13 protein-coding genes and 1 pseudogene are annotated in these 16,095 nt (G+C 75.2%); 5 read left to right on the top strand and 9 right to left on the bottom strand.

Annotated elements, in window-relative coordinates; genetic code table 11:
- Positions 1-31: 31 nt before the first annotated feature.
- On the bottom strand, positions 32-640 hold the full coding sequence (locus tag OG982_RS15090) for a class I SAM-dependent methyltransferase (protein WP_266786638.1): 609 nt from the start codon (positions 638-640) through the stop codon (positions 32-34).
- A gap of 405 nt (positions 641-1,045) precedes the next feature.
- Between OG982_RS15090 and OG982_RS15095 the strand changes: the two genes are divergently transcribed.
- On the top strand, positions 1,046-2,959 hold the full coding sequence (locus OG982_RS15095; protein WP_266786637.1) for a helix-turn-helix domain-containing protein: 1,914 nt from the start codon (positions 1,046-1,048) through the stop codon (positions 2,957-2,959).
- Here OG982_RS15095 and OG982_RS15100 read toward each other — a convergent pair.
- Positions 2,935-4,143, bottom strand: a complete 1,209-nt coding sequence (locus OG982_RS15100) for a transposase (RefSeq protein ID WP_266948694.1) — start codon at positions 4,141-4,143, stop codon at positions 2,935-2,937. The two genes, OG982_RS15095 and OG982_RS15100, sit on opposite strands and share 25 nt — an antisense overlap.
- A 399-nt stretch (positions 4,144-4,542) precedes the next feature.
- Between OG982_RS15100 and OG982_RS15105 the strand changes: the two genes are divergently transcribed.
- The 4 genes from OG982_RS15105 to OG982_RS15120 all read left to right on the top strand — a co-directional run bounded on the left by OG982_RS15105 (position 4,543) and on the right by OG982_RS15120 (position 8,986).
- Entirely contained in the window at positions 4,543-5,373 is an 831-nt protein-coding gene (locus OG982_RS15105) for a CPBP family intramembrane glutamic endopeptidase (RefSeq protein WP_266786634.1), read from the top strand.
- A gap of 26 nt (positions 5,374-5,399) precedes the next feature.
- The gene (locus OG982_RS15110; protein ID WP_266948695.1) at positions 5,400-6,740 is read left to right on the top strand and encodes a sensor histidine kinase; all 1,341 of its coding nucleotides are present in this window, start codon (positions 5,400-5,402) and stop codon (positions 6,738-6,740) included.
- A complete protein-coding gene (locus tag OG982_RS15115) occupies positions 6,704-7,348 on the top strand; it encodes a response regulator transcription factor (protein WP_266786630.1) in 645 nt (214 codons plus the stop codon). The genes OG982_RS15110 and OG982_RS15115 overlap by 37 nt, the downstream gene beginning before the upstream one ends.
- Before the next feature lie 93 nt (positions 7,349-7,441).
- Positions 7,442-8,986 (top strand): alpha/beta hydrolase, encoded by a 1,545-nt coding sequence (locus tag OG982_RS15120; protein WP_266948697.1) that lies wholly within the window; start codon positions 7,442-7,444, stop codon positions 8,984-8,986.
- 23 nt (positions 8,987-9,009) lie between these two features.
- Here OG982_RS15120 and OG982_RS15125 read toward each other — a convergent pair whose 3' ends face one another.
- The 7 genes and pseudogenes from OG982_RS15125 to dapF form a co-directional block, all read right to left on the bottom strand.
- A complete protein-coding gene (locus OG982_RS15125; RefSeq protein ID WP_266791939.1) occupies positions 9,010-9,441 on the bottom strand; it encodes a MazG nucleotide pyrophosphohydrolase domain-containing protein in 432 nt (143 codons plus the stop codon).
- 372 nt (positions 9,442-9,813) lie between these two features.
- A pseudogene (locus OG982_RS15130) lies at positions 9,814-10,692 on the bottom strand (acetyl-CoA carboxylase biotin carboxylase subunit family protein); the annotation flags it as partial.
- 80 nt (positions 10,693-10,772) lie between these two features.
- Positions 10,773-11,534, bottom strand: a complete 762-nt coding sequence (locus OG982_RS15135) for a PIG-L deacetylase family protein (RefSeq protein WP_266786626.1) — start codon at positions 11,532-11,534, stop codon at positions 10,773-10,775.
- Positions 11,531-12,853, bottom strand: a complete 1,323-nt coding sequence (locus OG982_RS15140) for an MFS transporter (protein ID WP_266948699.1) — start codon at positions 12,851-12,853, stop codon at positions 11,531-11,533. Before OG982_RS15140 ends, OG982_RS15135 begins: the two co-directional genes overlap by 4 nt.
- 4 nt (positions 12,854-12,857) lie before the next feature.
- Positions 12,858-14,168, bottom strand: coding sequence for a hypothetical protein (locus tag OG982_RS15145; RefSeq protein WP_266948701.1), 1,311 nt, complete (start codon positions 14,166-14,168; stop codon positions 12,858-12,860).
- Positions 14,165-15,247 carry an aminotransferase class I/II-fold pyridoxal phosphate-dependent enzyme gene (locus tag OG982_RS15150; RefSeq protein WP_266948703.1) on the bottom strand — a complete coding sequence of 361 codons (1,083 nt, stop codon included), beginning with the start codon at positions 15,245-15,247 and terminating at the stop codon, positions 14,165-14,167. The genes OG982_RS15145 and OG982_RS15150 overlap by 4 nt, the downstream gene beginning before the upstream one ends.
- Positions 15,244-16,089: a diaminopimelate epimerase gene (gene dapF / locus OG982_RS15155; protein ID WP_266948705.1), complete on the bottom strand. Its 846-nt coding sequence runs from the start codon at positions 16,087-16,089 to the stop codon at positions 15,244-15,246. The genes OG982_RS15150 and dapF overlap by 4 nt, the downstream gene beginning before the upstream one ends.
- Positions 16,090-16,095: the final 6 nt, after the last annotated feature.

The following is a 16,095-nucleotide window of genomic DNA, read 5'->3' on the forward strand; positions in this document are numbered from 1 at the left end:
TTCCCCCGCAGAACTGGTGGTCGCGTGCCGGTTACCGCTCCCGGACGGGCCTGATCTCGATCAGCATGTGCTCGACCATGTCCTGGCCGTACTCCCCCTCGCGCACCCGCTCGCTGCGCAGCGTCCGCAGCTCCCGGCCGGTCTCGTCGGCGATCCGGTAGAGGGCGGGCAGATCGCCCCGGTCGCTGAAGTGCAGCAGCGCCGAACCGGTCGGGGTGAGCCAGCGCGGGGCCTGCTCCAGGTAGCGGCGGTGGGCGCGGTAGCCGGTGTCGACGTAGGCGCGCTCGTGGACCGATTCGTACTCGTACGTCTCGGGCGCCATCACGTAGTTGGAGCTCCAGAAGATGGTGTCGAACCGCTCGTTCTCGGCCAGGCCGGAGAACAGGTCGCTGTGCACCGCGCTGAGCCGGTCGCCGACCCCGTGGCGCTCGGCGTTGACGGCCGTGTTCTCCACCGCGCGCGGGCTGATGTCGGAGGCGACCACCCGGTCGAATCCGGCCAGTGCGGCCATTACGGCGGTTACCCCGGAACCGCAGCCGATTTCCAGGAAAGAGCCGGCCGGCTCGGCGGTGGCGGGCTCGTTCAACCCGAGGAATTCCAGCGCGATACCGGTGGACGGGGAGAACACGGGCGCGAACACCTCATCCAGTAGATCCCACTCACGACCGCACATCGTGAAGAGCTTCGGCCTGTCGGGCCGTGTCAACGACATACGGCTGCGGTGGATCGAGCGTTCGAAACTCTGGACCTGCGTCATCGGACCCCTCGTCACAAAAACGTCGGTGTAGCGCCTGGTCACGGCGCTGCTCCAAAGGTTTAACGTGCGAAGGCCGTCCGCCAGAAGGTGCTCCGGCAACAGCGTCGTTCACAGCGAGTGGTGCCCCAGGCACACTCTGCCCCATCTGACCTGGCATTCTTCCTTTTGCAGATTGTTGACCTCCGCAGCCGGACCGCACTACGTTCGCGGCGGGGGATTGCCGGTATGTGCCTTGAGGGGGGCCAAGTGACGGCGGAAGGCCGAGAGCCATACGCGGAAGTGTCCGGGATGCTGGAGCTACTGGCTCGGGAGGCGCACACGGAGGAGTTCGAACGGCTGGTCCGCTCGGCCCGGGACGCCGGGGCCGACGAGGCGGAACTCGCCCGCCTGACCAGGGCGAAGGACCTCTCGCTGAGCATCCGCAGCCTGTTCGCCCGCCGCCAGCAGCGCGAGGCGGGGCTGAGCGCGCTGGTCGACACCGCGCGGGACCTGACCCTCCCGTACAACCTGGACACCCTGCTCAAGGTGATCACGCGGCGGGCCCGGCTGCTGCTGGGGCTCGACATGTCCTGGGTGACGTTCCACGCCTTCGACGAGGGCGTCTCGTACGTCCGCGCCGCCGACGGCCACACCTCGGCGATCACCGTGGGCTTCGGCGTCCCGATGGGGGGCGGTGTCGGCCGGCAGGCTCACCAGCGCTCCGCGCCGTTCTGGACGGCCGACTACCTCCGCGACGAAACCTTCCCGCACTCCGATGTCATCGACGACGTGGTGCGCGCCGAGGGCCTGCACGCCCTGATGGCGATCCCGCTGCGCCACGAGGACACCGAGCTCGGCAACCTGTACGTCGCCGGGCGCGGCATCCGGCACTTCGACCCGGACGAGCTCTCGCTGATGAGCTCGCTCGCCGACCTCGCCACCGTGGCCATCGAGAAGACCCGGCTGCTGGACCAGGTCCGCAACGAGGTCGTCGGCCTGGAGCTCAACACCTCGCGCGCCATGAGCTCCTCCGCCACCGAGCACCACCTGCGCCGGGTCCACGGGAACCTGATCGACGTGGTGCTGGAGGGCGGCGGCCTGCATGCCCTGGCCTCCGAGGCGGCCACGCTGCTCGGCGGCCCCCTGCTGATACGTGACCAGGCCGGCCGGGACCTGCACACCACCGGGGAGTTCCCCGAGATGGACGAGAGCGAGATCCGCGCGGCCGGCCTGGACGCCCACACCGAGCGCCGCGCGGTCAAGTCCAGGGGCGGCTTCTGGATCGTGCCGGCCGTCGCCGGCCAGGAGATGCTCGGCACGCTGCTGCTCGCCCCCGACGCGCGCACCGAGGCCGAGGCCGACGCCGCGTACTGGAACCAGCTCCTGGCGCAGGTGGCGCAGGTCATCGCGCTGGTGCTGCTGATGCAGCGCAGCGCGGCCGCCGCCGAGGGCCAGGTGCGCGACGAACTCTTCAACGACCTGCTCAAGGGCAACGGTTCGGCGGCCAAGCTCGCCGAGCGGGCCCGCCGCCTCGGGGTCGACCTGAACGGCCCGCACGTGGTGGTCGTCGCCCGCCCCGAGGGCGGCTCGCTGGGCCGGGCGGTCATCTGGGCGTCCTCGTACGCCCACCAGCTGTCGGGCCTCAAGAGCGTCGAGGGCGGCTGCATCATCCTGATGCTGCCCGGCACCGACGCGAGCGCGGCGGCGCGCGCCGTCTCCGACGAGCTGTCCACGGCACTGGGCCACCCGGTGACGGTGGGCACGGCCGGCCCCGTCAAGGACCTGACGGGCATCAGCGGCACCTACCAGGAGGCCCGCTGCTGCCTCGACGCCCTCACCGCGCTCGGCGGCACGGGCGGTACGGCCTCCCCGCGCGAGCTCGGCTTCCTCGGGCTGCTGCTGTCCGACAGCCCCAACACGGGCCAGTTCATCAGCAGCACCATCGGGCCCGTCCTGGAGTACGACGCCCAGCAGCGCACCGAACTCGCCCGCACCCTGGAGGCGTACTTCGCCTCCGCGGGCAGCCCGACGCGCGCCGCCGAGAGCCTGCACGTGCACCCCAACACCGTCTCGCGGCGGCTGGAGCGCATCAGCGAACTGCTGGGCCCGGACTGGCTGGAGCCCGCGCAGGCACTGGAGGTCCAGCTGGCGCTCCAGATGCAGCGCACCCGCCGTGCCCTGCTCAGGCGGCGTCACGATCAGGCCGGCCAGGCCATCGGCTGAGGCCGCTGGTCGCGGTACTCGGTGGACAGCACGTGCGCGGCCGAGGCGAGGGTCGTGTGGCGGTGCCAGCCGCCGAAGGAGCGGCCCTCGAAGTCGACGATGCCGACGTGGGTGGCGACCTCGCAGAAGTCGGTCCCGACGCGGTGCGTGAGCTTCGCGAGACGCAGGAGGGCGCCCCAGGGCACGTCGGTCATGTCGGTGATCCAGCACTGCTGCGGCCAGCCGCTGGTGCCCGTCCACTCGCCGAGCAGCAGCAGCGGCCGGTGGACGCCGGGCAGCCGCACCTGGACGGCGGCGACCAGGCTCGTACGGCTCGCCAGGGTCTCGGGGTCCGACCAGGTCACGGGGCGGCGCAGCGTCCGTATCATCCGCAGCAGCTGGTGCGCGGAGGTCGGGCGGCCGTCGTTGCCGAGGACGGCCGGGGTCGCCGGGGCCACGGCGGTGGCGCCGCGTACGGAGGCCAGGTAGGGCATCCGGGCCGCGGCGAAACTCCGGGCCAGGGCGGTCGGGTTGATGTCCGGGAGGTCGACGACGACCGGGCGCGGCGCGGCGCCGCCCGTCCAGGACCGTACCTCGGCGGCGGCGCCGGCCACGCACTCCAGCGGGGTCGCGGCCAGGTGAGTGTGGTCCGGGAGGGGGACGGGGCCGAGCCGGTCGGTGTCGCGCCAGTCCTCGGAGAGCATGAGCCGCCAGTTGACGGGGCTGCTCGTCTCCTCGTTGGCGGCCCAGACCCCGAACGCCTCCTGGCTGTTGACCACCTGGCCGAGGCTGGGCACGAACCGGCGGGCGACGCCCACCGAGTGGCGGCCCGCCTTGGGGATGACCACCGGCTGCACCACCCAGGCGCGAGGGCGCAGGGAACGCTCCAGGTACCGGGCGAGGGCGGCGCGTACGGGGCTCCAGTCCCAGGTGGAGGCCGAGATGAAATGGTGCAGGCTCTGTTCCGCCGCGCGGTCGCCGACGTGGGTCGCGATGTTCCGCATGGACTTGCGGCCGCCGGCCGACAGCAGCCCGCGCAGGTACAGCTCGCCCTTGCGCCGCTGGTCGCTGCGCGGGAGCGGGGCGAAGATCTCCGCGCACAGGCGGCCGAGGGCGCCGTCCGGAACCCGGTGGCCGGTCTGCTCTTCGTAGACGAGCTGCATGTCCATGTACCCCCGTACGTCGTGTCCCGCGCCGGTTTCCACGGGCCTCCACCGTGCTTTCCGGGGCGGCGGCTTGCCCAGGTGTGCCCGTCACACACCTGGGAGGGCGGGCGCGCGTCCGGCCACCCGGGGGTGTCGCCGCGGGCCGTCGGGGGCCGCTTCCGCGCGCGTGTGCGGTCGTCGTGGGGGAGGGGCGCGCGGTGGCGGGCGGCGGATCCGGCGGCGGATGGTGGCCGGACCACACTCGCGGGCGCCCGTCATGGTGGTCCCGCCACCGCGTGGCAGGTCAGGGGGGCGGGTCAGGGGCGGCTCAGGGGGTGGAGCTGGGTACACCCCGCTCGGCAACCAGGTGCAATGGCCGCCGGCGCGGGAGGCGGCATCGTCGAGGACGTGTGGACGGGTGGAGACGTGTGGACGCGTTGCTCGACGGAGGCTGAGGACATGGGGAAGAGCACGGGGACCGGCGGCGCCGGGGACGGCCGGATCGGGGCGCCGGCGGGGGTGTTCCTGCTGGTGGCGTTCCTGGCGGCGGGCGCGCTGGGCGCGGCGCAGGCGGGGACGCCGATCCCGGGCGAGGTGATCCAGCTGACCCAGTTCGGGTCGGCGCTCGGGGTGGCGGCGGTGGCGCTGCTCTGGCCGGGGCGGACCCGGGCGCTGCTCGCGGGGGCGCTGCGGAGCGGGGAACTCCGGTGGGGGCGCGGGCTGTTGTTGCTGCTGACGGCTCCGCTGATCACGGCAGTGGCGGTGGGAGCCCACGGCGCCGTCACCGGCGGCGTCCGGTTCACCGGGCCGGGGGCGCTGGAGAGCCCGTTCGCGGTGATAGTGGTGGCGCAGCTGGCCGGCGCGTGCGGCGAGGAGATCGGCTGGCGGTGTCTGCTCCAGCCGCTGCTACGCACCCGGCTGGGCCCGTTGGCGGCGTCGGTGGTGGTGGGGCTGGTGTGGGGCGTCTGGCACGTCCAGGTCTTCACGCGGGCGCCGCTGTACGCGGGGGCGTTCCTGGTGATGGCCGTGTCGTTGTCGGTGGTGATGGGGCTGGCCCTGGAACGGGTGCGCGGCTCCAGGCTGCTGCTCGCGGGCGGCTTCCATGCGTTGATCAACCTGGGCATGCTGATGTTCATGGACGAGGAATCCGGGGCGGTGCTCCCGATGGCGCTGACCGCCCTCGCCGCGCTGGCGGCGGCGGTCGGGTGGACGGCGGCGACGGCGGTCGCGACCCGGCGCGAAGCCCCGGCCCGCGTCGCCGGGCCCGGGGAAGCGGTCCGGCTGCCGTGAGGCCCCGCCGGGGCCGGCCGGCCCTCATGCCCGAGCCGACGCCGGGGAGCCGCGATCTCCCGCCCGCGCGGCCGGTCGGCGGATCCCGCCGGGGCTGGGTGGCGCTCGGCCGGTGCCAGTTGCTGAGCTGGCACGCGCTCGCCGTGTCCTGGACCGGCGGGCTCGTGGTGGGGGCCTTGCTGTTGCTGCCCGTCGGGGTGGGCCTCTGGCTGCTGCCACCCGCCGCGGCGGCGCTACGACGCCGCTCGGACCGCGCACGGACGTGGGCCGCGGCGTGGGAGGGGGCACGGATCAGCCCCCCGGAGCCGTTGCCGGCGGCGGCGCCCGCGGCCGGACCCCGCCGGGCCTCGCACCGGCGGGCTCGGGCGGTGCTGGGGGACGAGGGGTTCTGGCGTGACCTGCTGTGGGCGTGGGTGGAGCCGGTCAGCGGTGGGGTTCTGGTGGCGGTGCCGCTCGCCCTCGTCGCGTACGGGGCCTTCGGCGCGCTCGCGCAGCCGTTCCTGTGGCGGCGCCTCGGCCCCGGCAACTGGTACGCGTTCGTCCCCGTGGACAGCACCCCGGCGATGCTCGCCGCCCTCGCGCTCGGCCTCGTCTTCGCCGCCGCGGGCATCGGCGCCGCGCCCGCCGTGCTCCGGCTGCACGCCCGCTGGGCCCGGCGGCTGCTGTCCGCCCCGCGCCGTACCGAACTCGCCCGCCGCGTCGAGCGGCTCACCGACACCCGGGCCGACGCCCTGGACCTCGCCGCCGCCGAACTGCGCCGCATCGAGCGGGACCTGCACGACGGGGCGCAGGCCCGGCTCGTCGCCCTGGGCCTGGCCCTCGACCGGGCCGCCCGCCTGATGGAGGCCGATCCCGGCCCCGCCGACCTGGCCGCCGCCCGCCGGCTCCTGGTCGACGGACGCGCGACCTCCGCCCGGGCCCTTCAGGACCTGCGGGAGCTGGTGCACGGCATCCACCCGCCGGTGCTCGCGGACCGCGGGCTCGGGGACGCCGTCCGGTCGCTGGCGCTCGACAGCTTCCTCGACGTCCGCGTCGAGAGCCGGCTGCCCGGCCGCTTCCCGGCCCCGGTCGAGTCCGCCGCGTACTTCGCGGTCGGCGAGCTGCTGGCCAACGCGGGCAAGCACTCCGGCGCGAGCGACGTCGCGATAGTCCTGGAACACCTGGAGGACACGCTGCTGCGCATCACCGTCACCGACGACGGCCACGGCGGCGCCGACGTCTCGCGCGGCACCGGACTGCGCGGCGTGCGGCGGCGGTTGGGTACCTTCGACGGAGTCCTCGACCTGCACAGCCCGCCCGGCGGGCCGACCACCGTGACGATGGAGATCCCGTGCGCGTTGTCCTCGCCGAAGACCTCTTCCTGCTGAGGGACGGGCTGGTCCGCACGCTCCGCGAGCACGGCTGCGAGGTGGTCGCGGCCGTCGACAACGGCCCCGCCCTGCTGCGCGCGCTGCTGGAGCTGGACCCGGACGTGGCGGTGGTCGACGTACGCCTGCCGCCGACCTTCACGGACGAGGGCCTGAAGGCGGCGCTTCAGGCCCGCCGCGAACGGCCGGGGCTGCCTGTCCTGGTGCTCTCGCAGTACGTGGAACAGCTCTACGCCAACGAACTGCTCGCGGACGGAGCCGGATCGGTGGGCTACCTGCTCAAGGACCGCGTCACCGACACCGGCCAGTTCGTGGACGCGGTCCGCCGCATCGCCGCGGGCGGCACGGTCATGGACCCGCAGGTCATCGCCAAACTGCTGCGCCGCGGCGACGCCCGCGGCCTGACGGGGGAGCTGACCCGCCGGGAGCACGACGTACTGGAGCTGATGGCCGAGGGGCGCTCCAACGCGGCGATAGCCGGCGGCCTGCACATCAGCGAGAGCGCCGTCGCCAAGCACACGGCGAGCATCTTCACCAAACTCCGCATCGCCCCCTCCCCGGACGACAACCGGCGCGTCCTCGCGGTCCTGGCGTACCTCAAACGCTGACGCGGCCGCCCCGGCGCGCCGGGGGTTAGCCCCCGGCAGGTGGCTCCGGGCTGCCGGATGGGGTGGTGGCGTTCCCTCAACAAGCATGGCCGCATGACCACTTACGCCCCGCACACCCGCAAGGCCGCCCTCCTCGCCCTCGCCGCCGCGGCCGTCGCCACGGCGCTCACCGGTGTCAGCGCCCCGACGGCGCGGGCCGCGTCGGAGGCGCACGCCGCGTCGGAGGCGCACGCCGCGTCCGCGCCGCCGCTCGCCTGGAAGCCCTGCGCCAAGCCGGACGGCCCCGCCGCGCAGGAGTGTGCCGAGCTCCCCGTACCGCTCGACTACGCGGACCCGTACGGCCCGCGCGTCACCCTCGCCGTGTCCCGGCTGCGCAGCGACCGGCCCGTGGCGCGCCGCGGCACCCTGCTGGTGATCCCCGGCGGCCCGGGCGGCTCCGGCGTGCAGCGCCTGACGCAGAAGGGGAAGGCGCTGTCCGCGGAGCTGGCCGGCGCCTACGACCTCGTCGCCCTCGACCCGCGCGGAGTCGGCGGGTCCACGACGGCGAGCTGCGGGCTCGACCCGGCGGACCGGCGCCTGGACACCCTGCGGTCCTGGGCCGGTCCCGACGGGGAGACCGGCGAGAACGCGGCCCGGGCCCGCCGGGTGGCCGACGCCTGCGCCCGCAACGGGGGCGCGGTGCTGCGGAGCCTCACCACCGCCAACCAGGTCCGCGACATCGACCGCTTCCGGCAGGCGCTGGGCGAGCGGAAGCTGTCCGCCTGGGGCACCTCGTACGGCTCCTACGTGGGCGCCGTGTACGCGCAGGAGTACCCGCACCGCACCGACCGCTGGGTGCTGGACAGCGTCGGCGACCCCGACCCGGCGCGCCTGGCCCGCGGCTGGCTCGCCAACATGGCGCAGGCGGCGGACGACCGCTTCCCGGACTTCGCGGCCTGGGCGGCCGACCCGGCCCGCGACGCCGAGGGGCTGCGGCTTGCCGAACGCCCCGAGCAGGTACGCCCGTTGTTCCTGGAACTCGCGGCGCGACTGGACCGGGAGCCGATGGAGTCGGACGTCGCGGGCACGCCGCTGACCGGCAACCGGCTGCGCCAGGCGCTCCAGAACGCCCTCTACGGCGACGCCCTCTTCCCCGGGCTGGCCCGGCTCATGCGGGAGGCGGGGGACCCGGCGGCCCGGCCGGCGCTGCCACCGGCGCTGGCCCAGCCGATGACGGACGCGGACGCGGCGGTGATGGTCGGCGTCATCTGCAACGACGTGCGCTGGCCGAAGGGGTCCGCCGGGTACGAGGAGGCCGTCGCCGCCGACCGGGCCGCGCACCCGCTGACGGCGGGCATGCCGGTGAACATCACCCCGTGCGCCTTCTGGAAGGACCGGCCGCAGGAGCAGCCGGTCCGGATCACCGCCGAGGGCCCGTCCAACGTCCTGGTGATCCAGAACCTCCGGGACCCGTCCACCCCGTACTTCGGCGCCCTGAAGATGCGCGAGGCACTCGGCGCCCGCGCCCGCCTGGTCACGGTCGACCACGGCGGCCACGGCGTCTACCTGGGCAACGGCAACGCCTGCGGCGACCGCACGGTGACGGCTTTCCTGACGACGGGCCACCGCCCGGCGGGGGACACGCGGTGCCCCGCGTGACGTGCCCGCCGGGGGTCAGCAGGTCATGCCCAGCCCTGCCCGCGCAGGACCCGGGGGACGTCCGGGGCGCGGTAGGCCGGGCCCTTGAGGACCTTGCCGTCCTCGCGCAGCTCCGGGCGGCCGTCGGGGCCCAGCTTGGACATGTTCGCCCGGTGGACCTCGGCGATGACCGCGTCCAGGTCGATGCCGTGCGCGATCGCCGTCCCGTACGCGATGTAGACGACGTCGGCCAGCTCGTGCGCGATGTGGTCGAGGCGGCCCTCGGCGCAGGCCTCCGCCAGTTCGGCGACCTCCTCCGCCAGCAGGTCCTGCCGGTGCAGCGACAGCGCGCGGGGGGTCTCGGCGGGCCGGTCCGGGGCGTCGAGCCCGAAGGCGTGGTGGAACTCGCGGACCAGCTCCTGTGCGGACGGGCCGGGCCGCGCGGCGGCGGCCGCCGCGTCCTTGTCGCCGGTCAGCAGGGTCAGGCCGAGCGTCCGCTCCAGCGCGGAGCGCAGCGCGGCGGCGCGGGCGGCGGCCGAGCGGCGGTCCGGGGCGCGCAGCACGAAGCGGGCCACGGTCTGACCGGCGGCCACCGGCTCCCCGCACCCCGTGCGGTACGCCTCGAAGCCGATGACCTCCAGTACGTCGGGGGCCGCGTCCAGGGGGTCGAGGCGGGCGTCGGCGGGCAGCGTGCCGCCGTCGCGCGCGGTGACCGTGAAGACGGCCGTACAGCCGGGGAGTCCGTCCGGCACCGGTACGGGCCCGCCCTCCAGCAGCCGCAGCAGCGCCGCGTGGATGTCCTCGCCGGAGGCGTGCCGGTAGGCGCTCGGCAGTCCGCCGCCCATGACGCGCGGGTTGAACTCGACCAGGACGGGACCCCGGTCGGTGACCATGATCTCCAGGTGGAAGATCCCCAGGTCGGCGCCGATGGCGCGGCAGACGTCCCGCGCGTACGCGACGCAGTCGGCCGTCTGCGCCGCCGTGAGGTCCGCCGGGATGCACGAGCCCAGCTCCACCACCTCGTCGTCCGGGCTGCGGAACCGGCCGGAGACGCAGAACGGGAAGAACTCCCCCTCCCGCACGCCGATCTCGACGGACACCAGCCGGCCCGTCAGGAGCTCCTCGACCAGCACGCCCCGGGTGAACTGGGTGCGCCAGTGGTCCGGTACGGAGCCCTGCCCGGCCAGGATCGCGGCGGCCGCGCGCGCCGCCTGCCCGGCGTCGTACGCCACGTGGCACAGCAGGCTGGCACTGCCGGACGGGGGCTTGAGCACCACCGGGTACCCGATGTGGGCCGCGGCGGCCAGTGCCCCGGCCTCGTCGGCGGCCAGGGCGTAGCGGGCGGAGGCCAGCCCGGCCGCCTCCAGCGCGGCCCGGCAGCGGTCCTTGCGGCGGGCCGTGAAGACGGCGTCGGGGGAGGTTCCGCGCAGTCCCAGCTCCCGGCACGCGGTGGCCACCGCCTCGGCGGCCAGCTCCTGGAACGTCACCGCCACGTCGACGGGCTCCTCGGCATGCACGGCGGCGAGCAGCGGCAGCACCACCTCGGGGTCCGTGGTGTCCACCCCGTCGATCAGCCGGTCCGCGGACTCGACGGTGCGCAGGTTCTCGCCGGTGAGCGCGTACTGGGTCACGGCGGGCTGTACGAAGGTCACCCGGTGACCGGCGGCCTTGGCCAGCCGGATCGCCGCGAGGGCCGGGGGATTGGCGTCGACGAATGCGATGTGCACGAACGGGGCTCCTGGGGCTGCTGTCGTGAGGGTGGGCGGCGGACCGGGGCGGGCCGCGGCCGGGCCGCCGGGTGGCGGGTTCAGCGGTAGTGGATCACGCCGTCGCGCTCGCGGTACGGGTCCCGGTGGAACAGCTCGAACGCGACGGCGGGTCGGCCGCCGTAGCGGGACCCGGCCGCCGCGAGGTTGCGGCCGAGGAAGCCCCGTACGTAGGCCTCGGGCTCCTCGTCGGTCAGGTCCTCCAGATAGGTGGCGTGCGCGAGCACGGTCTTGACCCCGCGCTCCACCGCCCAGGTCACGTCCACGGCATGCGTGGGGTAAGGGGAGTTGGCGACGGCCTGCCAGCGCACGCCCTCCCACGGCTCCAGGCCCTCCTGCGCGAAGAGGTGGCGGTTGGCCGCGTCGGCGGGGGCGTCCAGCGCGGCCCGGCCCACGTTGCGGTGGTCGGGGGTGTTCCAGGAGACGCCGCGCCAGTGGTCGTGGTGGTTGAGGGTCAGCACCAGTTCCGGGCGGTGCCGGCGGATCGCGTGGGCGAGGTCGCGGCGCAGCGCGGGGCCGTGCTCGATCAGCCCGTCCGGGTGGTCGAGGAACTCCACCGTGGTGACCCCGGCGACGGCCGCGGCGGCGCGCTGCTCCGCCTCGCGGACCGACTTGGCCTTCTCGGTGTCCATGCCGTCGATGCCGCACTCGCCCCGGCTGGCCATCAGGTAGACGACCTCCTTGCCCTGGTCGGTCCAGGTGGCGACGGCGGATCCGGCCGCGTACTCGACGTCGTCGGGGTGGGCGACGATGGCGAGGGCCCGGGTCCAGTCCGTCGGCATGTCCAGAAGTCGTTCGGTCACGGTGATTCCTTGTGGGTGGTGGGTACGGGGCGGGGGACACCCGCCGGGACGCCGCCGGGCGTCCCGGCGGGCGGATGGAAGAGGAGAGCGGGCAGCAGGGTTCCGGTGAGGAGGCAGAGCGCCCCCGCTCCGAGGAACACCGCGCCCGTCCCCAGGCGTTCGGCGGCGACGCCGCCCAGCAGCGCGCCGAACGGGGAGACGCCGAGGATCAGCCACCGGTACAGGGCGTTGACCCGGCCGAAGAGCGGGGCCGGGATGCTCGACTGGCGGTACGACATGCTGGTGACGTTGAGCTGCACGCTCAGCGCCCCGTAACAGGCCATCGCGGCGAGCGCGGCGACGACGCTCGGCACCGCGATCGTGGCGTGGGCGAGTCCCGCGGCGGGCGCGCAGCACATCAGGACGCGCCGCGCCCCGAACCGCCGCAGCAGGTGCGCGGCCGCCGTGCCCGCGAGCAGCCCGCCGACGGCGGGGGCCGCCGCGACGAGGCCCATGGCCGACTCGGGCAGTCCGAGCCGCCCGGGGGCCACGACCCACAGCGGCAGCATCGTGGTGACCGCCGCGAAGGCCAGGTTCCCGGACGCGGCCACCGCGGCCAGGCCCAGCAGGTCGCGGCGGTGCCTCAGGTGCGCCGCGCCCTCGCGCAGCTCGCGCCGCATGGACCGGTCCGGGACGGGCGCGCCGGCCGGCGGCGGAGCGGGCAGCCGCCGCCGCAGGACCTCCAGACCCGCCAGCGTGGTCACGTAGAGCACGGCGGCGACCGCCATCCCGGTGCCGGGGCACGCCGCGAGCAGGCCGCCGAGCGCGGGGCCGGCGAACTGGGCGGTCAGCAGCTGGCCGGTCTGGAGCCGCGCGTTGGCCCGGGGCAGCTGCGCGCGGTCCGCCAGGTGCGGCACCAGCGACTGCGCCGCGAGGTCCACGAAGGTGCCGCAGACACCGACGAGGAACGCGCCGGCCGCCAGCCCCCAGACGGGCAGCAGCCCGCACCAGGCGAGCACGGACAGGGCCACGACGAGCGGCAGCCGGGCCGCCGAGGCCCGCCGCAGCAGGCGCAGCGGCGGCAGCCGGTCGACGACCACCCCCGCCGGCAGCGTCATCAGCAGCCACGGCGCGCGCAGCGCGACGCCGACGGCGGCGACGGCGAGGGGGGAGCCGGTGAGGGACAGGGCGAGCAGTGGGACGGAGACGAGGTAGACGCCGTCAGCGAGGCCGGAGGCGAGAACGGCGATCCGGAACAGTCCGAACCGGCGGCCGAGCCCGGTTCCGCCGGCCCCGGGTGCGGGGGATCCGGGTGTGTGGGCCTCGTATGCGTGGGCCACGGCGCTACTCCCCGGCCAGCAGGACGGAGTTCATGACCGCGCCCTGGTGCGCCCCGAGCACCGGCCCGGAGCCCGGGGTCCCGTGCCGTACGAGGACTCCCGAGGGCCGCAACCGGTACAGGAACGGGCCCAGGACGAAGGGGACCTCGGCGTCGGCGCTCTCACCGGTCGCGGCGTCCGCGAAGCGCATGGGCACCGGATCGGGGTCCACGCGCCGTTGCAGCACCTGGAGGGGGGCCCGCCGCAGCGCGGCCTGCCACTGCTCGGCGCTGACCGCCGCGCCGATGACGACGCCGGAGCCGCCGAACCCGTCGGCGGGCTTGAGGACCCAGTCGGCCCGGTCGGCGGGGGGCACGGCCGCGGCCCGCTCCGCACAGCGCGTCCGGGGTATGTGGGCGTGGACGAACTCCCGCTCCTGCGCGTCCAGTTCGTCCACGTCGTCCCAGACCCAGGCCAGCGTCCGCTTGTTCGTCAGAAGCATCGTGGCCTCCGGCGTGAACATCCGTACGGTCCGGGCCGCGAGGGCCCGGGCCAGGGCCGTCAGTCCCGGCCCGGCGGGCTGGCCGTGGCTGACGAACGGCCGGAACACCGCGTCGACGGCCCGGCCGCCGGCCAGCAGGCGGCCGTCCCGGTCGTTCGCCAGGCCGTCCAGGGGGTGCGCGAACATCTCCATGCCGTGGCGGCGGGCGTGGCGGAAGACGGGCGCGAGCCAGTCCGCGAACCGCTCGGGGTCCTTCAGCGCGGGCAGCAGGCCCACGCCGAAGTGCGGGTACACGACGGCGGCCCCCGCCCCCGCTCCGGTACGGGGTCCGAGGAACGCCCGGACGGCGCGGGCCCTGGCCTCCACCGCCGAAGGCGGCGCCGACAGTCCCGGCCGGCGGCCGTGGCCGTGGATCCCGTGGAGCGCGTAGTGCCCGAGGAACCGCGTGGCGATCAGGTCCGACTGCTGGACCCCGCCCAGCGCCCCGTCGACGTTCAGCTCCACGAAGCGCGGCACTCCGCGTTCCATCAGGATGTCGGGCCGGATCGCCTCCAGCAGCCGCTCGTCCAGGGGCTGTTCACGGTCCAGGAGCGGAAAGTGCTCCGGCGGCGAGCCGAGCGCCGCCAGCAGCTCTCCCGCCGTCCGGGCGCGCCGACGGCAGGCCGCGAGCACCAGCCGCGCGGCCCGTACGGTCAGCTCCCCGAGGCGCGCGTGCCCCGAGGGGCTCAGCAGCAGCGGGCGCAGCGGCCGCCACGGCCCGTCGGCGCCGTGGACCCCGTCGAGCAGCGCGGCCGCGAGGTCGTCGCGCGCCGGCGCCGGGGCGGTGGTGATCACAGGGCGGCCCGCTCGCCGTCGAGCAGGGCCCCGATCCGCTCCAGGCCCTCCCGCAGGACGGGTTCCTCGCGGGCGAACGTGATCCGCAGCCCGTGTTCGGCGCCGAACACCTCGGCGGGCATCAGCAGTACGCGGGTCTCGGCGAGCACCCGGCGGCAGAACTCCAGGGACGGGGTCTGCCCCGCCAGCTCCAGCCACGCGAACGGCGTCCCCTCCGGCTCCAGCAGCCGCACCCGGTCCGCGTGCCGGGCCGCCCACGCGCGCAGCAGCGCGCCGCCCCGGGAGGTCAGCCGCCGGTAGCGCTCCAGGTGGGGCTCGCGCCGTTCCAGGACGTCCGCGGCCAGCCGCTCGGTGAGGACGGAGTTGGAGATGGTGGTGAGGTGCTTGTGCTCCATCGCCGCGCGCACCACGTCGGCGGGCCCGCACATCCAGCCCGTCCGGAGCCCGGGGAACCCGTACACCTTGGACACGCTGGAGACCGAGACCGCCCGCTCGTACCGGCCGAGGAGGGAATCGGCACCGAGGTCCACGACGTACTCCTCGTCGAGCACGAGGTGGCCGCCGTGTGCCCGCAGCGCCGCCGTCAGTCCGGCCGCGTCGATGTCGGCGGCGCGCCGCCCGGTCGGGTTGCAGGGCGAGTTCAGGATCACGGCCCGGGTCCTCGGCCCGACCAGCGTCGCGGCGCGCGCGACGTCCGGCCGGCCGTCGGGCGTGGCGGCGACGACGTCGACGCGGCAGCCGAGCGCGGCCGGGACGCTGTGGGCCTGCTGCCAGCCGGGGGCGAAGACCACGACGTGGTCGCCGGGCCGCAGCAGGACCCGGTACAGGAGGTACAGGGCTTCCTGGGCGCCGTGGGTGATGCCGACCTCGTCGGGGTCCCGCCCGTACATCGCGGCGACGATGCTCCGCAGCCCGGCGCCGCCGCGGTCGCTGCCGTAGTCCAGCACCAGGTCGGCGGGCAGGGTGAGGTCGGCGACCCGGCCGCAGGCCATGTTGCTGTCGCCGAGGTTGATGTCGTGGCGGCCCTTGGCGTCCTCGAAGACCCAGCGCCGCATCGGGTACGTGGCGGCGCCGGTCATCGCGCGTCCCCGGCGGGCTCCGGCCGTGCGAGCCGCAGGGCCGTCCCGGGCGCCCAGTGGCCCCGCAGCACGGCGCGTACCTCGCCGGTGAGGGAGACCCGCCCGGCGGCGTCGATCTCCACGGTGACCCGGCCGCCGGGCATCTCGACGGTGACCCGCGGGCCGGTCAGGCCGAGCGCGTGCGCGGCGACGGCGGCCGCGCAGGCGCTGCTGCCGGAGGCCAGCGTGTACCCGGCCCCGCGTTCGAAGATCTCGATGCGGATCCGGTCGGGACCCAGGACGTCCAGCAGTTCGACGTTGGTGCGGTCCGGGAACAGCGCGTGGTCGCGCACGGCGGGGCCCAGGCGCCGGGCGAGCGCCTCGTCGGCCACCGCCGGAGCCGTCTCGATGACGCAGTGCGGGTTGCCGAGGTCCACGCGGGTCGCGGTCCAGGTCGCGCCGCCGGCGGTCAGCGGCTCCCGCAGCCCCTCCAGCGCGGGCGCTCCCAGGCCGACGCCCACGATCGCGGACTCGGCGTCGAGGATCCGTACGGGGCAGGGGCCGGCCGGCGGGTGCAGCACGAAGGCGTCCGCGTCGGTGTGCCCGGAGTCGCGCAGGTACCGGGCGAAGATCCGCAGGCCGTTGCCGCTCTTCTCGCACTCGGTGCCGTCCGCGTTGAACGTGCGCAGCCGGAAGCCGTCGGCGGCGGGCAGCGGCCCGTACAGCACGCCGTCGCCGCCCAGCCCGTAGTGCCGGTCGCAGACCAGGCGGACGTTCTCCGGGGTGGGATCGAAGGTGGTGTGCCGGGGGTCGATGACGATGTAGTCGTTGCCCAGGGCCTCGTACTTGGCGAAGTCGTACACGGCGGC

Origin of the sequence: Streptomyces sp. NBC_01551 (assembly GCF_026339935.1) — a bacterium.
Taxonomy (GTDB): Bacteria; Actinomycetota; Actinomycetes; order Streptomycetales; family Streptomycetaceae; genus Streptomyces.

What these genes read in the sequence shown, in the direction of transcription:
- OG982_RS15095 (WP_266786637.1), top strand. Translation starts at nt 1,046, where the DNA reads ATGCTGGAGCTACTGGCTCGGGAGGCGCACACGGAGGAGTTCGAACGG.
- OG982_RS15105 (WP_266786634.1), top strand. Translation starts at nt 4,543, where the DNA reads ATGGGGAAGAGCACGGGGACCGGCGGCGCCGGGGACGGCCGGATCGGG.
- OG982_RS15110 (WP_266948695.1), top strand. Translation starts at nt 5,400, where the DNA reads ATGCCCGAGCCGACGCCGGGGAGCCGCGATCTCCCGCCCGCGCGGCCG.
- OG982_RS15120 (WP_266948697.1), top strand. Translation starts at nt 7,442, where the DNA reads ATGACCACTTACGCCCCGCACACCCGCAAGGCCGCCCTCCTCGCCCTC.
- OG982_RS15150 (WP_266948703.1), bottom strand. Translation starts at nt 15,247, where the DNA reads ATGACCGGCGCCGCCACGTACCCGATGCGGCGCTGGGTCTTCGAGGAC.